The organism is Clostridium sartagoforme (assembly GCF_004794105.1).
In the GTDB taxonomy this organism is placed as follows: Bacteria; Bacillota; Clostridia; order Clostridiales; family Clostridiaceae; genus Clostridium; species Clostridium sartagoforme_B.
Genome location: NZ_SRYR01000014.1, coordinates 1 through 19068 on the forward strand (window position 1 = coordinate 1; position 19068 = coordinate 19068).

The following is a 19068-nucleotide window of genomic DNA, read 5'->3' on the forward strand; positions in this document are numbered from 1 at the left end:
AATCTGGTGATGATGGCGTAGAGGAAACACTCCTTTCCATTCCGAACAGGAAAGTTAAGCTCTACAGCGTCGATGGTACTGCACGGGTGACTGTGTGGGAGAGTAGAACGTTGCCAGGTCCATTGAGGATCTTTAGCTCAGTTGGTTAGAGCAACCGGCTCATAACCGGTAGGTCCGGGGTTCGAGTCCCTGAAGGTCCACCATATTTGGGGGTATAGCTCAGTTGGGAGAGCACTTGCCTTGCACGCAAGGGGTCAAGGGTTCGAATCCCTTTACCTCCACCAAGAAGTTATGTATGACATAGCTTCTTTTTTTATTTATTAAATAAAACTATATAAGCTGGTATTAAAATGAATTTAGTAACATAAGCATTGTTTAGTATATAAAATACTATATATTATTTTTAGAAACACTTATAAAAAGTAATTATATTTAATATACTTATAAAGAAGAAAATAAGAAACTAATATTTTCTATTACATATAATATTAAATAAAATGTCGAAAAAGTTTTAAAAATTCCTAAAAGTTTAATTAGGAATACATTATAAAATAATATATAATTAATATATGGCCAAGTTATCTTTAAATTAGAATGTAAAAGTTTAAGGTCTTATCCTTAGATAGGGAGTGTTAGCATGGACAAGAAGGATGAATTAGAGAAAAGACTAATTAATTTGAAATTAGAAAAAAGGCAATTATTACTATCTGGGAAGAATACTAATAGGATAGATGAACTTATTAAAGAGGTTGAGGATGAACTTAAAGAAAATCAATATACTGAAGAAAATTAAGTGTTAGAAGGGTCTAAGTATAATTTAGGCCTAATTTACTTTATGCCATATATGTAGATAAATAATTAATAATAAGAATATTTTTTTAGCATACAGCATATTAAATTGTAAGGGAATATCTTTCCAATAAGAGGAGGAGTTAGTATGATAAGAACTGTTGTATGTGAAAAAGATGGGTGTAGTAGTAATAAGTTTTTTATAGGAAGTGAAGATGAAAAATTAAATTTGATTTGTGCTCAATGTGAATCAAGATATAGTATAGACTCTAAAGAGCAAGATTATATAATGCTACCAAATTGCTCTAATTGTAATAATGATACTTTTAAGGTGTATAGAGATATTGAGAATAAAAGTGTATATGCAAAGTGTTCAAAATGTGGAGCTGTACCTGAAAAAATATATATTGATTCTGATGGAATACAAGTATCATATGAAGCAAAACTTTTAAATGACATTAAGCAAATTATGTATCTAGTGGAACAAAGGATATATAATTTAGAAGTTAACATAAAGGATTTAGAAAGAAGTCAAAATATCTTAGAACAATCATTAGCATATATAAATAAGTATTTAGTTGAAAAAGATTAGTATAGAATGTAAATATAGTATATAATAAATTATTATGAGAATATAAATGTATTATTTATATTCTCATATATTTTAAAATATATTTATAGTACATATGGAGAGATTTATGAATAAGAACAAGAAGATATTTGCTTGGGGATTATTAGTTTTTTGGATGATATTAATATTTTTTATGTCTCATCAACCAGGGGAAGTATCAAGTAGCCAAAGTGATTTAGTTTTAAAATTATTTAGTTTAATAGGTATAGAACTTAATGATTATTTTGGAGAGTTAGCAACTTTTGTTGTAAGAAAAATAGCTCATTTTTCAGAGTATATGATATTATATTTATTAGCTTATAATGTTTTGAGGTTTTACGTTAATAATAGAAGAACTAGACTGTATTTAATAGGATTTGTATTTTTATATGCATGTAGTGATGAGTTTCATCAATACTTTATTCCAGGTAGAGTGATGGCATTCAAGGATGTAATGATAGATACCACAGGTGGCATTATTGGATTTATAATTGCTAGTTTAATTGAAAAGTATAAAATTAGAAAAGCAAAAGGTGTTGCTGCATAATGTAAAATGAAAACTTAATAATGAGAAATTAGTGAAAAAACTCTAAGGGAGTTTATAAAAACAATAATTTTTAATTTTTATGGGGCTGTTTGTAGACAGCCCCTTGTTTTATTTTAAAGAAGTATAAAGTTCTATGTATTGCTATAATATTGAAGATAGCAATCTAGAAAATCCATCTATTAGCTTTGTAAGTAAAGATCTATTTTCATACTCTTCATAGTTAAATGAACGACAGTTATCTAAAAGAGTATAAAATATATTGTTAAAATCCTTTGTTATGCTTCCATCATAGATAATAGTATTGACTTCATAATTTAGCTCAAAGCTTCTAATATCTAAATTAGCAGTTCCTATAGTGCATATTTTATTATCTACCATAAGTAGTTTAGAATGAATAAAAGCATCTTTATTGTATAAATAGATATTTGCACCTGAACGTTTTAGTTCTGCTAAATAAGTCTTAGATGCTCTATTTACTGTAAAGTGATCAGCCTTTTCAGGAAAAATAAGAGATACTTTAACACCACTTAGGGAAGCTATTCTTAATGCATCAATTAAACCTTCAGAAGGTATAAAATAAGGAGTAATTATATTAATACTTTCTTTAGCTACAGAAATCATTTTTATTAAAGCTTGAAGTATACTTGGGAATTCTGAGTCAGGGCCACTTCGTATTACTTGCATTGGAATGTTTCCCTTATAACCAAGAGGCTTAAAGTAATCTTCTATATTACTTAGTAAGGTGATTTCTTCATTATTATATTTTTTTATGCTAGAAAAGTCATCTAGGAAAACTGATTGTAAGCCTAAGGCACAATCACCTTCAATCATAATATGACAATCCTTCCAATCACCAAGTTTACCAAGACCAAGATATTCATCCCCTATGTTTATACCTCCTATAAACGCTATGCTTCCATCGATAACTACTATTTTTCTATGATTTCTATAATTTATTTGAGTATTTATAAGACGTAGTAAAGGAGCTAAAATATAAGAATAAAAAACAACTTCAATTCCTGCACTTTTTAGTTCTTTAATATAACTTCTTTTTAATCTAATAGATCCTACTTTATCTATAATGAATCTAATTTTTACTCCTTCTCTGGCCTTTCTAATTAGTATATCTTTTATTTCAGTTCCTATCTTATCATCTTTAACTATGTAATATTCGAGATGAATATGATTTTTAGCATTAAGTAATTTTTCTTTTAGTAATTTAAATTTATCTTCTCCTCCATCTAAGATTGTTACCTTATTGTTTGTGAATAAAGGAGAGAAGGAGTTTGAAGCAATTAAGTTTATTATAGGTTTATATTCTGTAAGAGAGTAGTTCTTTTTATATAGAGAACTCCAGCTTAACTTTATTGCCCTGTCTTTAAGCTTTTTATCTAAGGTATTTATTTTCCAGTTACGACCTAGAAATATAAATAAAGTTATTCCAACAGGAGGTAATATTAATAGTATTAGTATCCATGAAAGAGTTTTTTCAGGTCTTTTTTTACCAAATAAGATTATAATAAAAATAATAAATATGCTTGTAATATATGAAAGATATAAAATTATTTTAAATGCAAGTATTTAAAAAACCTCCTTCAAAAGTATGTATAAATTTACTTCTATTATATTACATTTTAAGAAAAATTAATAAAATGATAGCTTAATATTAAGTATAACCAATATTATATTTTCTTAAGCTTTAAAGAAAAATAGTAAAAATTTATCAATATAATTATAATTATATTAATAATTTTTAATGAATTTATCGTATAAACTTGTAAAAAGTCTAAAAAATATATATAATAGGGATATCTATTGTCAAAAAAATATGTATATTTAAATTTTAAGTTTAATGAAATTTTATATTAAAAATATTTGCAATTTAAGGGGGACATTTAAGATGAAAACAAAGGAAAAAAAGGCTAACCCTAATAGAGGGCTCTTAGCAGGAATTGAAAGGATAGGGAATAAACTACCTCATCCAGCTACAATATTCGTTATATTATGTGCTATTATTATCGGTGTATCAGCTATAATGGCTAAAATGGGGGTTTCTGTTACATACACAGGTTTAGATAGAAGCACAATGGAAATAAAAGAAATGACTGCAAGTGTAGTAAGCTTACTTACACCTGAAGGGATTAGATATATGTTTACTTCTGCAGTAAAGAACTTTACTAGCTTTGCTCCACTTGGAACAGTTTTAGTAGCTTTACTAGGAGTTGGAGTTGCAGAAGGTACGGGACTTATTGGAACATTATTAACTAAGCTTGTTACAAGCACTCCTAAGAGATTAATTACAGTTGTTGTAGTATTTGCAGGGGTTATGTCTAGCATAGCTTCTGATGCAGGATATGTTGTTTTAGTACCACTTGGTGCTATAGTATTCTTAAGCTTTGGAAGACATCCAATGGCTGGGTTAGCAGCTGCATTTGCAGGAGTATCTGGTGGATTTAGTGCAAATCTTTTAGTAGGTCCTACAGATGCATTATTAGCAGGTATAACTACTGAAGGTGCAAAGTTATTCTCTGATACAGCTTCAGTTGGACCAGCAGATAACTGGTACTTCATTGCAGCATCAACTTTTTTAATCACTATAATAGGAACTATAGTAACTGAAAAAATAGTTGAACCTAAGCTAGGTGAATATAAGGGTGAAGAAAAGGCAGTATTAACTGATATTACAGGAGAACAAAAAAGAGGGTTAAGATTTGCTGGAATTGCATTATTAATATTTTTAGTATTAATAGGTATAACTTTACTTCCAAATGGGATTTTAAGAAACCCAGAAACTAATGAGATACTTAACTCACCATTTATGGATTCTATTGTAATAATAATTGCGTTATTATTCTTTGTACCAGGTGTTGCTTACGGAATTGGAAGTAAGACTGTTAAGAATGATAAAGATGTAATAGCACTAATGGGTAAAAGTATGTCAACAATGGGAGGATATATAGTATTAGTATTCTTCGCATCACAATTTGTTCAATACTTTAGTTATACTAATATAGGTATAGTAATAGCAGTAAAGGGAGCAACCTTATTAGAAAATGCTGGATTTGTGGGAATACCGCTAATAATTTCTTTTGTAATATTAACAGCATTTATAAACTTATTTATGGGATCTGCTTCAGCAAAATGGGCTATAATGGCTCCTGTATTTGTTCCAATGCTTATGCAATTAGGTAATTCACCAGCATTAGTACAAATGGCTTACAGAATAGGTGATTCAACTACAAATATAATATCTCCTCTTATGAGTTATTTTGCATTAATAGTTGCTTTTGCTGAAAAGTATGATAAGAAGTCAGGAGTAGGAACATTAATATCTACAATGGTTCCTTATTCTATAGCATTCTTAATAGGATGGACATTATTACTTATTGTTTGGTTCGTACTTGGAATACCACTAGGACCAGCAATTGGTGTAACATTATAAGATTTTAATATATATAATGGGGATTTTTTATAAAAACATCCCCATTAATAATTTTAAGTAGATTAATATTGATGTAATTATTTAAGAAATACTAAAAAGAATCAGTTTTAAAGCTCCTAATGGAATTTTAAAACTGATTCTTTATTTTACATTGCGTAGTAGTAACATATTTTTCATTAGAGTAAATTTAATATTATTAAAAAATCATATTAAGTTATTCTAAAAACAGAGCATCTTTGTATCGTCTATTGTGAATATAATATTCTTTTAAATATGAAACAAAAACTTTCCTAAGCTCAACAAGCTTAGTAGTTCCATCTATAATATAAATTAATAGGCCTTCCCAAATTGGGCTTTTTAAATAATTATCATTTTCTAAATAAAATGTGAAGAACTTAAAGAATATATTTGACATTTCTTCACCTAGATGTTCAATGGAATCAGGTGAAAATAGCTTGTTTATTGATGTTCTTAACTTCTCTTTATCTTTCAAAGTAAAGTATATTAATGATTCTATCATGGAATCAGGTATTATAAGTCTATGGTCAATTAAGCCAGAATTGCTTCTTAAGCAGCTTAAAGCTTTATTGTAATCTTGAATTTTAAAATAAGACCAAGCAATAATAGAATTTGTATATTCAATGTAGTAGGAATTATTAAGCTTCTTTGCCATCCTAAGGGCCATTTTTAAGTAAGTAATAGCATCTGCATGATTATCAAGCATAAAGTAAACTTCAGCTGTCTTCTCATAGCTTTCCATTATGCTAATGAAATTTCCTTCTTCTACATATAAGGATAAGGCTCTTTTTATACTATCATAGGCTTTTATAGGGTTATTTTTTACTCTATAAACGTAAGAAAGCCAGTAATAACAATGGCCTGTCTCTTTTGAGGATAAGGCTTTTTCTATATAACTTTTACCTTCTTCAATATCACCTTTAACATTTAATGTATCAACACCAATATAAAAATTATATAAGTATTCCTGATTTTGAGATAATAAGTCATATGCTGCAAGAATGGAGTTTTTAGCACTTTCAAACTTGTCTCTTTCTGGTGTACTACAATATCTAGCAAGTTTAACTAGATAATAATCTAAAATTAGAGGTGAGGTAATATAAGCTTCTTCTTTTTCTTCTATTTCAATAAATAGCTTATTAGTATTATCAAACTCATTAAAATTTAGGTTATCAAAGAATTCTTCAAATTCTTGAAGCCCATCTTCTATAAATTCGTCATCATCATTGTACTTTAAACCAAGTCTGTCAAACAGAATAGAAATAACATCTTCACTAGGGAGTAGCTCTCCGTTTTCAATACGGCTTAAGTATGAAGGTACACAAATCCCTTTTGCTAATTCTTTTTGGCTCATATTCTTCTTTATTCTATTTAGCCTAACTATAGATCCAATTACCTTTTGATTATTTTTATATAATACATTATCCATTTAAAAACCTCTCATTTGTAAAATTAACAGCATTTTCTATAGGTTAACATAATAAAATTACATAAGCAATAAATCCTAACCTTATAATTAATATAACGTATGTGAAATTATAGGTAAATATTCTTAACTTAAATATATAAATATAGGTTAATTTCTCAATGGCTAATATGGCCTAATTTCATTGAAGGCATATAGGTATTTTGTTACTATAAAGTAAATTGAGGAACCTTAAAAAAGTATAAATATGGCTAGGAGGATATATATGAGAAAATACTATATAACTGAAAAAATAAGTAGATATGAGATAGGCAATCCAATAGAAACCGAAGCAGTAATAAATAAAGGTGATAAAAATTATCCTGGAGATTTTAAGTATTTTAATATAGAGATAGGTAATGAAATAAATCTTAATTATAAAATGAATAAAGATGATAAGGTATATGGTCTTGGACAAAATATGAGGGGCATAAACAAAAGAGGGTATATTTATGAAAGTTTTTGCAGTGATGATCCATGTCATACACCTGAAAAAAAATCTCTTTATGGGGCACATAACTTTTTTATAATAGAGGGAAGTAATACTTTTGGAATGTTTATAGATTTCCCAAGTAAAGTTACTTTTGATGTAGGATATAATGTAAGATCAAACTTTCATATTAATATAGAAGGTACAGATACTAATATTTATATTATTGAAGGAGAATCATTAAAGGAAATAGTTCATGAGTTCTTAAAGATTATAGGTAAAAGTTATGTTCCTCCAAAATGGGCTTTTGGATATATACAAAGTAGATGGGGATATAAAACAGGTAATGAAGTTGAAGAAATAGCAAATAAGTTTATTGAAAAGGGTATTCCTTTAGATGGTATTTGTTTAGATTTAGATTATATGGACGATTACAAAGATTTTTCATTAAGTGAAGAAAGATTTAGTGATTTTAGCTCTTTAAATAAAAGGTTAAAGGAAAATGGGATTAAAATTATTCCTATAATAGATGCTGGTGTAAAGATAGAAGAAGGATATGATATTTATGAAGAAGGAATAAGAGGCAACTATTTTGCAGTGGATAAAAACAACAATCCATTTGTTGCTGCAGTTTGGCCTGGAAAAGTTCATTTCCCAGATTTCTTAAATAAGGATGCTAGACTTTGGTTTGGAAGAAAGTATAAGGGCCTTATAGACAATGGAGTAGAAGGTTTTTGGAATGATATGAATGAACCGGCGATTTTTTATAGTGAAGGCGGAATAGAAGAGGCATATAGAAATATTGATGAGCTTAAGAAGCTAGAGCTTAATGTAGATTCTTTCTTTAAGTTAATGGATACAGTAAATAATTTAAAGAATAACGTTAATGATTATAAGAGTTTTTATCATAAAACTGAAAATGGACTAGTTAATCACTATGATGTTCATAATATTTATGGATATAATATGACAAAGGCTGCTAGTGAAGGCTTTGATACTATTGATGAAAATAAGAGGTTTTTACTATTTTCAAGGGCATCTTATATAGGAGCACATAGGTATGGAGGTATTTGGACTGGTGATAATTCATCTTGGTGGGAACATATAGTATTAAATATGAAGATGATGCCATCACTTAATATGTGCGGATTCTTATATTCTGGTGCTGATACTTGTGGTTTTGGTAGTAATATAGATCCAGAGTTAGCTATAAGATGGAATCAACTAAGCATATTTACCCCACTTTATAGAAATCATTCAGCCTTAGGAACTAAAGATCAAGAGCCTTTTGCTTTTGACTTAGAAGTAGAGAAAATAATCAAAAATACTATTAGATTTAGGTATGCAATTATTCCATACCTTTACTCAGAATTTATGAAGGCAGTAAATAATAGTGATATGTTTATAAAGCAACTAGGTATTGAATATCAGGATAAGCTTTCAAAAGAAGTAGAGGACCAATTACTTATTGGAGATTCTATAATGATTGCACCTATTTATGAACCAAATAAGAGGGGAAGGTATGTATATACTCCTGAAGATATGCTGTTATGGAAAGTAAAAGATCATACAAGTAAAGATTTTGAAATCATTAAAAAAGGACATAATTATATCGATATTGATATAAATGAATTCAGTGTATTTATAAGAAAAAATAAAATGTTAGTACTGGGAGAGCCTGCTCAAAGTACTAAAGATATAAATTCTGAAACCTTAAATATTATTGCCTTTGTGGAAAATGAAGCAGAATACACTTTATACGATGATGATGGAATTAGTAATGACTATAAAAAAGGTATTAATTCAAGTATAGATATTACTATATCTGTAGATAGAGATAAGCATAATATTAATGCAGTTAATAAGGGGAATTTAGAAGTTAAAAGGTTAAATGTAACTATAATCACTGGAGAAGGTAAAATAATTTCTGATGTAGTTAATTTATAAATATTATGGGGAGGGCATATGGTACAACTTGATATAAAGCAAATTAATGATTTGTATTATTATGATGGTGAAGATTTAGGTTGCACAGTAACAGCAGATTACACAACTTTTAAACTTTGGTCACCACTAGCTGATTCTATAGAAATATGTATTTATGAAAATTATAAAGATATAAATAAGAAAGTCTATAGTATGACAAAGAAGGAAAAGGGACTTTGGGAAATTACTTTTAAAGAGAATTTACAAGGGAAATACTATACTTTTCTATCTACTATTGATAATAATACTAAGGAAGGAGTTGATCCATATGCTAAGGCTCTTTCAGTAAATGGTGAAAAAGCTGCAATAGTTAATATGATTGAGACAAATCCAGCTGGGTTTATTAATCATAAAAGGCCAGAGAAGTTATATGGAACAGACTCTATTATCTATGAAGTAAGTATAAGAGATATTTCAAGTGATATTAATTCTGGTATAGAGAATAGGGGAAAGTATTTAGGTATTACTGAAGACAACACTGTTAGCAGTAGTGGAACTAAGACAGGATTATCCCATATTAAGGATTTAGGTATTACACATGTACAATTAATGCCTATATATAATTTTGATAGCATAGATGAGAGACAGCCTCAAGAAGATCAATATAATTGGGGATATGACCCAGCACATTACAATGCTCCAGAGGGAAGCTATGCCACAGATCCATATAATCCAATATGTAGAATAAAAGAATTAAAAGAAGCAATACAGGTATTACATGAGAATGGGCTTAATGTAATAATGGATGTAGTCTATAACCATATGTATGATGTTTTTAAATCAGGTTTTCACAAATTAATGCCAGATTATTATTTTAGGTACAATAATGGGAAGTTATCTAATGAAAGTATGTGTGGTAATGCTATTGCTTCAGAAAATGTTATGGTTAGAAAATTTATAGTGGACTCAGTAAAGTATTGGGTTACAGAATATCAAATAGATGGATTTAGATTTGATTTAATGGGTTTAATTGATATTGATACAATGAATTTAATTAGAGAAGAACTAAGTAAAATTGATTCTAATATAATTATTATTGGTGAAGGATGGGACATGAATAGCATTTTGTCTAAGGATAAAAAGGCAATTCAAAGAAATGCATATAAAATGAAGAATATAGGATTTTTCAATGATGTAGCTCGTGATGGAATAAGAGGAAATGCTTTCTCATTACATGATAAGGGCTTTATAAATGGTAGTTATAATAAAGAAATAGATATTAAAAAAACTATTGTAGGAGGTATTAAATATTCTGAAGAAATTAATACCTGGGGTGATGTAAATCCTAATCAAGTAGTAAACTATGTTGAATGTCATGATAACCATACTCTTTATGATAGATTAAAACTTACAATAAGTGATGAGAATAATCTAAAGTATATGCATAGGCTTGGTACTTCTATAGTTTTATTATCACAGGGAATTCCATTTATTCATTCTGGACAAGAGTTTTTAAGAACTAAGAATGGAATAGATAATACTTATAATTTAGGTGATGAAATTAATAAGATGGATTGGCTTAGAAAATCTGAAAATATGGATACTGTTGAATATGTAAAAGGGTTAATAAAACTTAGAAAAGAATATTCAGCCTTTAGAATGAGAAGCATAGAGGGAATAAAGTCTTGCCTAAAATTCATTAATTCGCCAGCGAATTCAGTAGCTTATAAATTAATTAATTTAAATGATGATATTAAAGAAATCATTGTAATTCATAATGCAAATGAATCAAATATAGAAGTTAACCTAGATAGGGAAGAAGTAATAAAAGTAGTAGTAAATAAGGAAGAGGCAGGCATAGATGTTATAAATGAAATAAAGTCAGATAAACTAATATGCGAGGGTCTATCAACTCTAGTTGGACTAATAGTTTAAAATGAAAAAATTAAGGTAATGAAAAAATGAAAGAATTAAAGAAGAGGTTTTGCTATGCAAAACCTCTTTTTTAAAAGATGAACTTATAAAAAATCTGATAGTCCTTAGAGTTGTGGTTTTGTCTGAGCTAGCCTTAGTTTTACCAAAACTCCTGCACAATTTATGACAAAATTGCTTCGTAGACTCTAAGGATTTCTCCAACGCTCCATCCTTGAGCAAAGCAGCCATTAGATTTTGTGGGATTTAAGCCGTCATAAATTTCAGCTATTTGTCCTACACATCCTTCTCTTAGGCAAGCTTCAAAGACTTCAAGTTGTTCTAAGACTTTATCCTTGGACTCTTTAGAATAATCATTTACTTTTAAGTATGAAAGATAATATCCTCCAAGGGGAAAAGGCCATACAGTACCTTGATGGTAGGACATATCTCGTTTAAAGTGACTACCACTATATTCAGGTACAAATTCCTTATCATATTTACTTAGGGTCCTTAGGCCATAAGGTGTATATAGAACTTCATAAACCTTGTCTACAACAGCTTTTGATTTTTCTTTTGATAAAGGAGTAAAAGGCACCATTACAGCCCATATTTGATTTGATCTTATTTGATAATCATAAGGATTACCAGAGACTACGTCTTTAAGGCAGTTTTCTTTTTCATTCCAAAACTTATTATTAAAGGAGTCTTTTACTTTCTCACTTAATGTAGAAAATTCTATAACATCTTCATTAAATTTAGTTCCAAAGAATTCTGCTACTTTTAATGCATTATACCAAAAAGCATTTATTTCTACAGGTTTACCATGTCTTGCAGTAGGTAAAATATTATCATATCTAACATCCATCCAAGTAACTTGGTCATAACCTTCACCAGCATGAATTAAAGCATCTTCATCCATATAAATTGCGAAGTCTGTTCCTTTCTTATACCACTTAATTATATATAAAACTGCTGAATATCCTTCATCACGAATAAAATCTAAATCACCACTTGATATATAGTATTCGTATAAGGCATAGACAAATAAAAGTGATGCATCTACAGTATTGTATAGTGGGTCATTTTCACCTTCAGGGAAAAGATTTGGCATTAAACCTTTATCTAAGTATTTAATAAAAGTTCTAAAAATATCCTTAGCATCTTCATATCTTTTTGTGCTAATACAGCAACCTAAAAGAGAAAACATGGTATCTCTACCCCAGTCTCCAAACCATGGATAGCCAGCCATAATTGTTTTTGAATTAGTAGAGTTCCTATGACTTATAAATTGGTCACTAGCCCTAACTAAGGTCTTAGCAATTTCATTTTCAAAGCCTGATTTATCTATTAAAGCCTTTTGTCTAGTAATTTCATTATTTATAATAGTTTGGACATCTTCACAGAATCCCTCCAAAGTAAAGATTAGCTCATAGGATTCTATTGATCCTTTATTGCAATCATAGAAGTATGAAATAAGAGTTGATCCAGATCCTACTGAATATCTTCCATCACAAGCATCATAATCAAAATAATAATCATTAATAAACTCTAATTCTCTTTGTAATTTTCTTGAATAGTTTGAATGGACATACATAGTGATATCATCAGTTGAAATTAGATTATCAATGATTTTATAGCTCTTAGGAGTACTTAAAATACTTCCTCTATCACAGAATTGCAATACTGGAATTACCTCAAGGGACACATTATATTCGGTTCTATTTTCTATTTCGTATTTAATTCCTAAGGTATTTTTACCATGTTCCATTACAATAGTCTTTTTAACTTCTATACCATCAAAGAAGTATGTCCAGGTAGGTAAATACTCCTGTGTGAAACTACTTAAGTTTTGAAAGCCTTCTTTATTTTTAGTATAGGAAACATATTCTTGAGAACTTAAATATACCTTTTTATCCCCAATATGAAGTATTTCTTCTATTTTACTAATTAAGGTTTTTCTTATATTTGGTGCAGTTGTACTTGCTACAAAAAGTGAATGGTCATTTCTTGTAAGGGAGTTAATAATAGTGGTACTTGAGTATCCACCTAGCCCATTAGTTAATAAATAGCAATATGAATTACCACTTTTAAAATCCTTAAAATCATTTTTTCCATAAATGAATTTCATATAAACACCTTCTTTATTTTATTATGTGAGAAATGTAGAGTGTAATTTGCCTTAAATAATCTGTAAATAATTCTTAAATTTTCCTAGAGTGTATCAAAGAGGCTAATATAAAGTCAAGATTGCATACTTTGAAAAGGGTAAAATGAGAAATTTTATAGTAATTTTAGTAGTTAAAGGAATCTAGAGATATCAATGCTTTAAGGAGGATTTTTCAAATATAAGTAGGGTAAAACACTAAAAAGTGAAAAATCTTAGGACAAAAACCAATGCTTAAAGAACCTTTCCAGCCCTTAGTTTTACATACCTAAAAAGCCGTAATATTGTTGACCTTACAAATTTTAGAATGCTATACTTTAGGTACAAGTTAATACTTTTCGAAAAGATACTTAAATAAAATTTAATTAAACAATACTGAGTAATGATAGAGGTTGTAGTATGAGAAAGAGTGGCATTATACTTCCAGTATTTTCTTTGCCTTCAAATCATGGAATAGGGACATTTGGAATAGAAGCATATAACTTTATAGATTTTTTAGAAAAAGCAAATCAAAGTTATTGGCAGATATTACCCCTTGGTCCTACTAGTTATGGGGATTCACCATATCAATCATTTTCAACATTTGCAGGTAATCCTTACTTTATTGATTTAGACTTATTAACTAAAGACGGATTATTAAAGCAGGAAGAAATAAATCCAATAGATTTTGGCAAAGACAAAAGATACATTGATTATGGAAAAATATATCTAAGTAGATATAAAGTTTTAAAAATAGCATTTAATAGATTTAATAAGAATAATAAAGAATATGAAGAGTTTAAGGAATCTAATAAGTTTTGGATTTATGATTATGCTTTATTTATGGCTTTAAAGGATTATAATGGCGGTAAAACATGGACTAGCTGGAATGAGGATATAAGAAGAAGAGAACAAGAAGCTCTTATTAAATACTCAACTCTTTTAAAGGATGAGATAGAATTTCAAATGTTTATGCAATTTAAATTCTATGAGCAATGGAATATCTTAAGAAGTTATGCTAAAGAGAAAGGGATTGAAATAATAGGAGATATTCCAATATATGTGGCAGAAGATAGTTCTGATGTATGGTCTAATCCAAAGTTATTTATGTTAGATAAAGATTTAATTCCTACTAAGGTTGCAGGATGCCCACCAGATGCATTTTCTGAAACAGGCCAATTATGGGGGAACCCAATATATAATTGGAAGGCACATAAAGAAGAACAATTCAACTGGTGGATTGAGAGAGTAAAATCATCATTAGGTTTATTCGATATAGTAAGAATAGATCATTTTAGGGGGTTTGCCGGATATTGGTCAATACCTTATGAGGATGAAACAGCAGCTAATGGAAGATGGGAAGTGGGACCAGGTATAGAATTATTTGATGCAATAAAAAAAGAACTTGGAGATATAAATGTAATTGCAGAGGATTTAGGATATATAACAGAGGATGTTAAACGATTACTTAATTATTGTGGATTTCCTAGTATGAAAGTTTTACAATTTGCCTTTGATCCTAAAGGCGATAGTGAGTATTTACCACATAATTATAATAAGAATACAGTAGTTTATACTGGTACTCATGACAATGATACTATTAAGGGATGGATTGAAAGCTTAAGTGAATCAGAAAAAGAGTTTTGTATGGCTTATACAGGAATGAAGAATGAAGATGATGCTTGGGCTTTAGTTAAAACTGCTATAGCAAGTACAGCGGAAACTGCAATAATTCAGATACAAGATATATTAGATATAGGCTCAGAAGGTAGAATAAATATTCCATCCACCATCGGGTTAAATTGGAGATGGAGGATGGATAAAAATTATCTTACTGATGAATTAGCAAATAAACTTAAAAGCCTGAGCACATTATATAGAAGGAATATGAAGGAGTAGTTTAAATGCAAATAAACAGTTTAATGAAAAAAATAAAAGAAGGTCTTCTTAGGGATTATGATAAGGAAGTAGATAGAGCTTCAGTACAAGAAGTTCATAATGTAGTTGCAAAGATAGCAATTACAGAAATTTCTAAGGCTTGGCATGAATCAGAAAATAGATTTAATACTAATCGTCATGCATACTTTTTATCAGCAGAATTTTTAATGGGAAGAGCAGTTCAAAATAACTTAATATGCATGGGGATATATGATGAAGTAAAAGAGGCCTTGAATCAATTAGGGTTTGATATTAATAAATTCGAAGAAATTGAGGATATGGCATTAGGAAATGGTGGACTTGGAAGACTTGCAGCTTGTTTCTTAGATAGTGCAGCAAGTGTTAATGTTCCTCTAAAAGGGTATGGTATTAGATATAAATATGGTCTTTTCAAACAGAAAATAGAAGAGGGATTCCAAAAGGAATATGCAGATAATTGGACTAGCTTTGGTGACGAATGGAGTCTTAGAAGATTTGAAGATTCAATTAAAATTAGGTTTAAAGATATAGAAGTTTTAGCTGTGCCATATGATATGCCAATTATAGGATATGAAAATGATAATATTGGAACATTAAGATTATGGCAAAGTGAAGCAATAGAGGATTTTGACTTTGATCTATTTAATAATTGTAAATATGATGAAGCAATTAGGAATAAGACAATTGCTGAAAATATCTCAGCTGGTCTTTATCCAAATGATAATACTTATGAAGGTAAAATATTAAGATTTAGACAACAATACTTCTTCTCTAGTGCATCATTACAAGATCTTATAAGAAAGTACAAAGAGCTTCATGGAAAAGATTTTAGTAAATTAGTCAGCTTAAATACTATTCAATTAAATGATACTCATCCAGTTATAGCAATTCCAGAGTTTATTAGATTGATGACTTTAGAAAACAATGTAGAATTTGATGATGCATTTAATATGGCTAAAGAAATTTTCAATTATACTAACCATACAGTTATGGCAGAAGCCTTAGAAAAATGGGATGTTAATTTAGTAAAGGATTTAGTACCAGAAGTATATGAAGTAATTGAAAAAATAAATGAAAAGCTAATTGAAGAGCTTACTGATTTAAAGGTGAAAAAAGAAGATTTAGATAAGTATGAGGTTATTAAGGATAATCAAGTTCATATGGCTAGATTAGCTACTTATATAGGTAAGTATATAAATGGTGTAGCAGAGATTCATAGTGAAATATTAAAAAAGGATACTTTAAAAGAATGGTATGAAATTTATCCAGATAAGTTCCAAAATAAAACTAATGGGATTACTCAAAGAAGATGGCTAGCAAGTTGTAATAAGGAATTGACAGAACTTTATAGTAGGTTACTTGGAGATAAGAGTTTTTTAAAGGATTTATCAAAGCTTAAGGAATTAGAAAAGTATTCTGAGAATAAAGATATTATAGATGAATTTATTCAAATAAAGAAGAATAAGAAAAGAGAACTAATTGATTATATTTATAAACATGAAGGAATAAAACTAGAAGAACATTTTATATTAGATGTTCAAATAAAGAGACTTCATGAGTATAAGAGACAGTTTATGAATGCTTTATCAATTTTAGATATCTACTTTAGGTTAAAGGATGGAGAATTAAAAGATTTTACTCCAACAGCATTTATATTTGGAGGAAAAGCAGCTCCAGGATATGCTAGAGCAAAGGCAATAATTAAATTTATAAATGAAATAGCAGACTTAATTAATAATGATAAAGATGTTCAAGATAAGTTAAAGGTTGTGTTCGTACAAAATTACAATGTTTCATATGCAGAAAAGCTTATACCAGGAGCAAACGTATCTGAACAAATTTCTACAGCTGGGACTGAAGCATCTGGAACAGGTAATATGAAGTTTATGCTTAATGGAGCAGTAACTTTAGGAACATACGATGGAGCTAATATTGAGATAGTAAGAGAAGCTGGAGAGGAAAATAATTATATCTTTGGTGCAACTGAAGAAGAAGTTTTAAGAATTAAAGATAGTTATGATCCAGTTGAAATTTACAATAAGGATAAGCATATAAAGAGAGTAATCGATACCTTAGTAGATGGAACATTCAGTGATGGATATGAAGAGGAAGAAGTAACTGAAGTAAAAGATGGAGTAGAAGAAGCAACAGATGAAAATATAGAAAAAGAAGAAATAGAAACAGTAGAAGAAAAATTAATAGAAGGAACTTTTAAAGAGTTATATTATGCATTGCTAAAGGGTACTCATTGGCATAAGGCAGATCATTATTTTATCTTAAATGACCTAGAAAGGTATTTTAATGCTAGAATAAAATTAAGTAATGATTACAAAAATGAGTATGAATTTGCAAGAAAATGCTTTATAAACTCAGTGAATGCAGGATTCTTTAGTTCAGATAGAACAATTAAAGAGTATGCAGAAGAAATTTGGAAATTATAGTATTAAAAGAAAGTTATTAAATTTAATATATAACTTAAATTATGTTATGGAGGAGTTAGAATTATGAAGAGAAAAAAACTTTTATCAACAGTTTTATTAGGTATTATGTCAATGAGCCTAGTTGCATGTGGTAGTAATGGAGATAAAGATACAGGGGAAGCAACGCCTGCTGACAACGAAGCTACAATTACAGTTCAAGTAGAAAAAGAATGGGTACCTTATTATAACCAAGTAAAAGAAAGAGTATTAAAGGAATATCCAAAAGCAACTATAAACTTTAATGAAGTTGGATCATTTGAGCATTTAGATGCTCTTGATAAGACTGATGCAACAAATCCAGATATAGCAGATGTATTTGCACTTCCAGCAGATAGATTATATGGACTAGCAAATAATAATGTATTAGCACCTATGGATGCTAAGGCAATGGCAGAAAAGGTTGGAGGATTTAAAGATTTTGATGGAGGCTTAGGTGGAAACTTTAAAGTTGGTGATGATTACCTAGCGTTCCCATATAATATTGAAACATTAATAGCATATGTTAATAAAGAAAATGCAGCAGCAGCAAATATAGATACAAGTAAGGATATAGAATTTACAAGCCTTGACTTTGGAAAGATGTTAGTATCAGCTCATGATGCTTGGTTTGGAGTAGCATTTGCTAATTCAGCTAATTTTGAATTCTTAGATAAAGCTGATGATGGTACATTAACAACAGATGGTACTAAAGCATGGGCTGATTTATCAGCAGATCAAAAGGGATTATTCGAAGCTTTATATAACTATTGGAAACCTCATTATGAAAACAATACTGATCTTTGGGATAAAGATGCAGTTTCAGGTTATTTAGATGCACAATTCTCAGCTGCTAATGGTGCTGCTATTAGAATAGATGGACCATGGGCAACTACTGGATTACAAGATAAAGTAGGTGCTGATAACTTAGAAGTAGTTCCATTATCACAAATCACTGTAAATGGAAAAGCTCTTAACCAATGGAAAGGCGGATGGGGCCTTGGTATTAATGCAAGAGTTGAAGAAGATGCAGATCAAATGGCTTTAGCTCAAAGCTTTATTATGGAAGTAGTTAACCCTACTTATGCAAAAGACTTATTTAATTCAACTGGTAAGATTTTAGAAAATGTTGAAGCTTCTGCTTATGATGGAATTGGCGGAATGAATGAAAAAGTAATTAAAGCTACTTATGCTTCATATGAAGGTGCAGTAAATAGACCATTATTCATTGAATATGGTAAGGTTTGGGATACATGGCAAAATGCTTTATTATCATGGTCAGGACAGAAACCTGCAAATGCTGAAGAAGCTTACAAACAAGTACAAGCATCTTTCGAAGCTATGATGGGAAGCTATTAATAGAAAGAAAAATTGAAAAGGAGACATTTGTTCTCCTTTTCTATTAATTAAT

General features: G+C 29.3%; 12 protein-coding genes, 2 tRNA genes and 1 rRNA gene. 12 read left to right on the forward strand and 3 right to left on the reverse strand.

Annotated elements, in window-relative coordinates; genetic code table 11:
- Positions 1–2: 2 nt before the first annotated feature.
- The 6 genes from rrf (at position 3) to E5347_RS15245 (ending at position 1946) form a co-directional block, all read left to right on the forward strand.
- Positions 3–119, forward strand: a 5S ribosomal RNA gene (rrf, locus tag E5347_RS15225).
- A gap of 7 nt (positions 120–126) precedes the next feature.
- Positions 127–203: transfer RNA gene (locus tag E5347_RS15230), tRNA-Ile, on the forward strand.
- A 5-nt stretch (positions 204–208) separates the two neighbouring features.
- Positions 209–284: transfer RNA gene (locus tag E5347_RS15235), tRNA-Ala, on the forward strand.
- A 353-nt stretch (positions 285–637) separates the two neighbouring features.
- Positions 638–793: a hypothetical protein gene (locus E5347_RS16980; RefSeq protein WP_168354983.1), complete on the forward strand. Its 156-nt coding sequence runs from the start codon at positions 638–640 to the stop codon at positions 791–793.
- A 144-nt stretch (positions 794–937) separates the two neighbouring features.
- A complete protein-coding gene (locus tag E5347_RS15240) occupies positions 938–1381 on the forward strand; it encodes a hypothetical protein (RefSeq protein ID WP_136008085.1) in 444 nt (147 codons plus the stop codon).
- Between the two features lie 106 nt (positions 1382–1487).
- On the forward strand, positions 1488–1946 hold the full coding sequence (locus tag E5347_RS15245; RefSeq protein WP_136008086.1) for a VanZ family protein: 459 nt from the start codon (positions 1488–1490) through the stop codon (positions 1944–1946).
- 141 nt (positions 1947–2087) lie between these two features.
- Here the strand turns inward: E5347_RS15245 and cls are convergent, their stop codons facing one another.
- Positions 2088–3527, reverse strand: coding sequence for a cardiolipin synthase (cls, locus tag E5347_RS15250; RefSeq protein WP_136008087.1), 1440 nt, complete (start codon positions 3525–3527; stop codon positions 2088–2090).
- A gap of 319 nt (positions 3528–3846) precedes the next feature.
- Here cls and E5347_RS15255 point away from each other — a divergent pair, with 319 nt between their 5' ends.
- Entirely contained in the window at positions 3847–5388 is a 1542-nt protein-coding gene (locus E5347_RS15255; protein WP_136008088.1) for an AbgT family transporter, read from the forward strand.
- Positions 5389–5602: 214 nt separating this feature from the next.
- On the opposite strand, the gene E5347_RS15260 is transcribed toward E5347_RS15255, so the two are convergent.
- Positions 5603–6835: a helix-turn-helix transcriptional regulator gene (locus tag E5347_RS15260; protein WP_136008089.1), complete on the reverse strand. Its 1233-nt coding sequence runs from the start codon at positions 6833–6835 to the stop codon at positions 5603–5605.
- Between the two features lie 262 nt (positions 6836–7097).
- Here E5347_RS15260 and E5347_RS15265 point away from each other — a divergent pair, with 262 nt between their 5' ends.
- Together E5347_RS15265 and pulA are read left to right on the forward strand one after the other, a co-directional pair.
- Positions 7098–9248, forward strand: a complete 2151-nt coding sequence (locus E5347_RS15265) for a TIM-barrel domain-containing protein (RefSeq protein WP_136008090.1) — start codon at positions 7098–7100, stop codon at positions 9246–9248.
- 18 nt (positions 9249–9266) lie between these two features.
- Entirely contained in the window at positions 9267–11162 is a 1896-nt protein-coding gene (gene pulA / locus E5347_RS15270) for a type I pullulanase (protein ID WP_136008091.1), read from the forward strand.
- 160 nt (positions 11163–11322) lie between these two features.
- Here pulA and E5347_RS15275 read toward each other — a convergent pair whose 3' ends face one another.
- Positions 11323–13269, reverse strand: a complete 1947-nt coding sequence (locus E5347_RS15275; protein WP_136008092.1) for an amylo-alpha-1,6-glucosidase — start codon at positions 13267–13269, stop codon at positions 11323–11325.
- Positions 13270–13704: 435 nt separating this feature from the next.
- On the opposite strand from E5347_RS15275, the gene malQ reads away from it, so the two are divergent.
- From malQ to E5347_RS15290, 3 genes are all read left to right on the forward strand, one after another.
- Positions 13705–15183: a 4-alpha-glucanotransferase gene (gene malQ, locus E5347_RS15280; RefSeq protein ID WP_136008093.1), complete on the forward strand. Its 1479-nt coding sequence runs from the start codon at positions 13705–13707 to the stop codon at positions 15181–15183.
- A 5-nt stretch (positions 15184–15188) separates the two neighbouring features.
- A complete protein-coding gene (locus E5347_RS15285) occupies positions 15189–17642 on the forward strand; it encodes a glycogen/starch/alpha-glucan phosphorylase (protein WP_136008094.1) in 2454 nt (817 codons plus the stop codon).
- Positions 17643–17705: 63 nt separating this feature from the next.
- On the forward strand, positions 17706–19016 hold the full coding sequence (locus E5347_RS15290; RefSeq protein ID WP_136008095.1) for a sugar ABC transporter substrate-binding protein: 1311 nt from the start codon (positions 17706–17708) through the stop codon (positions 19014–19016).
- The last annotated feature ends 52 nt before the right edge of the window (positions 19017–19068 follow it).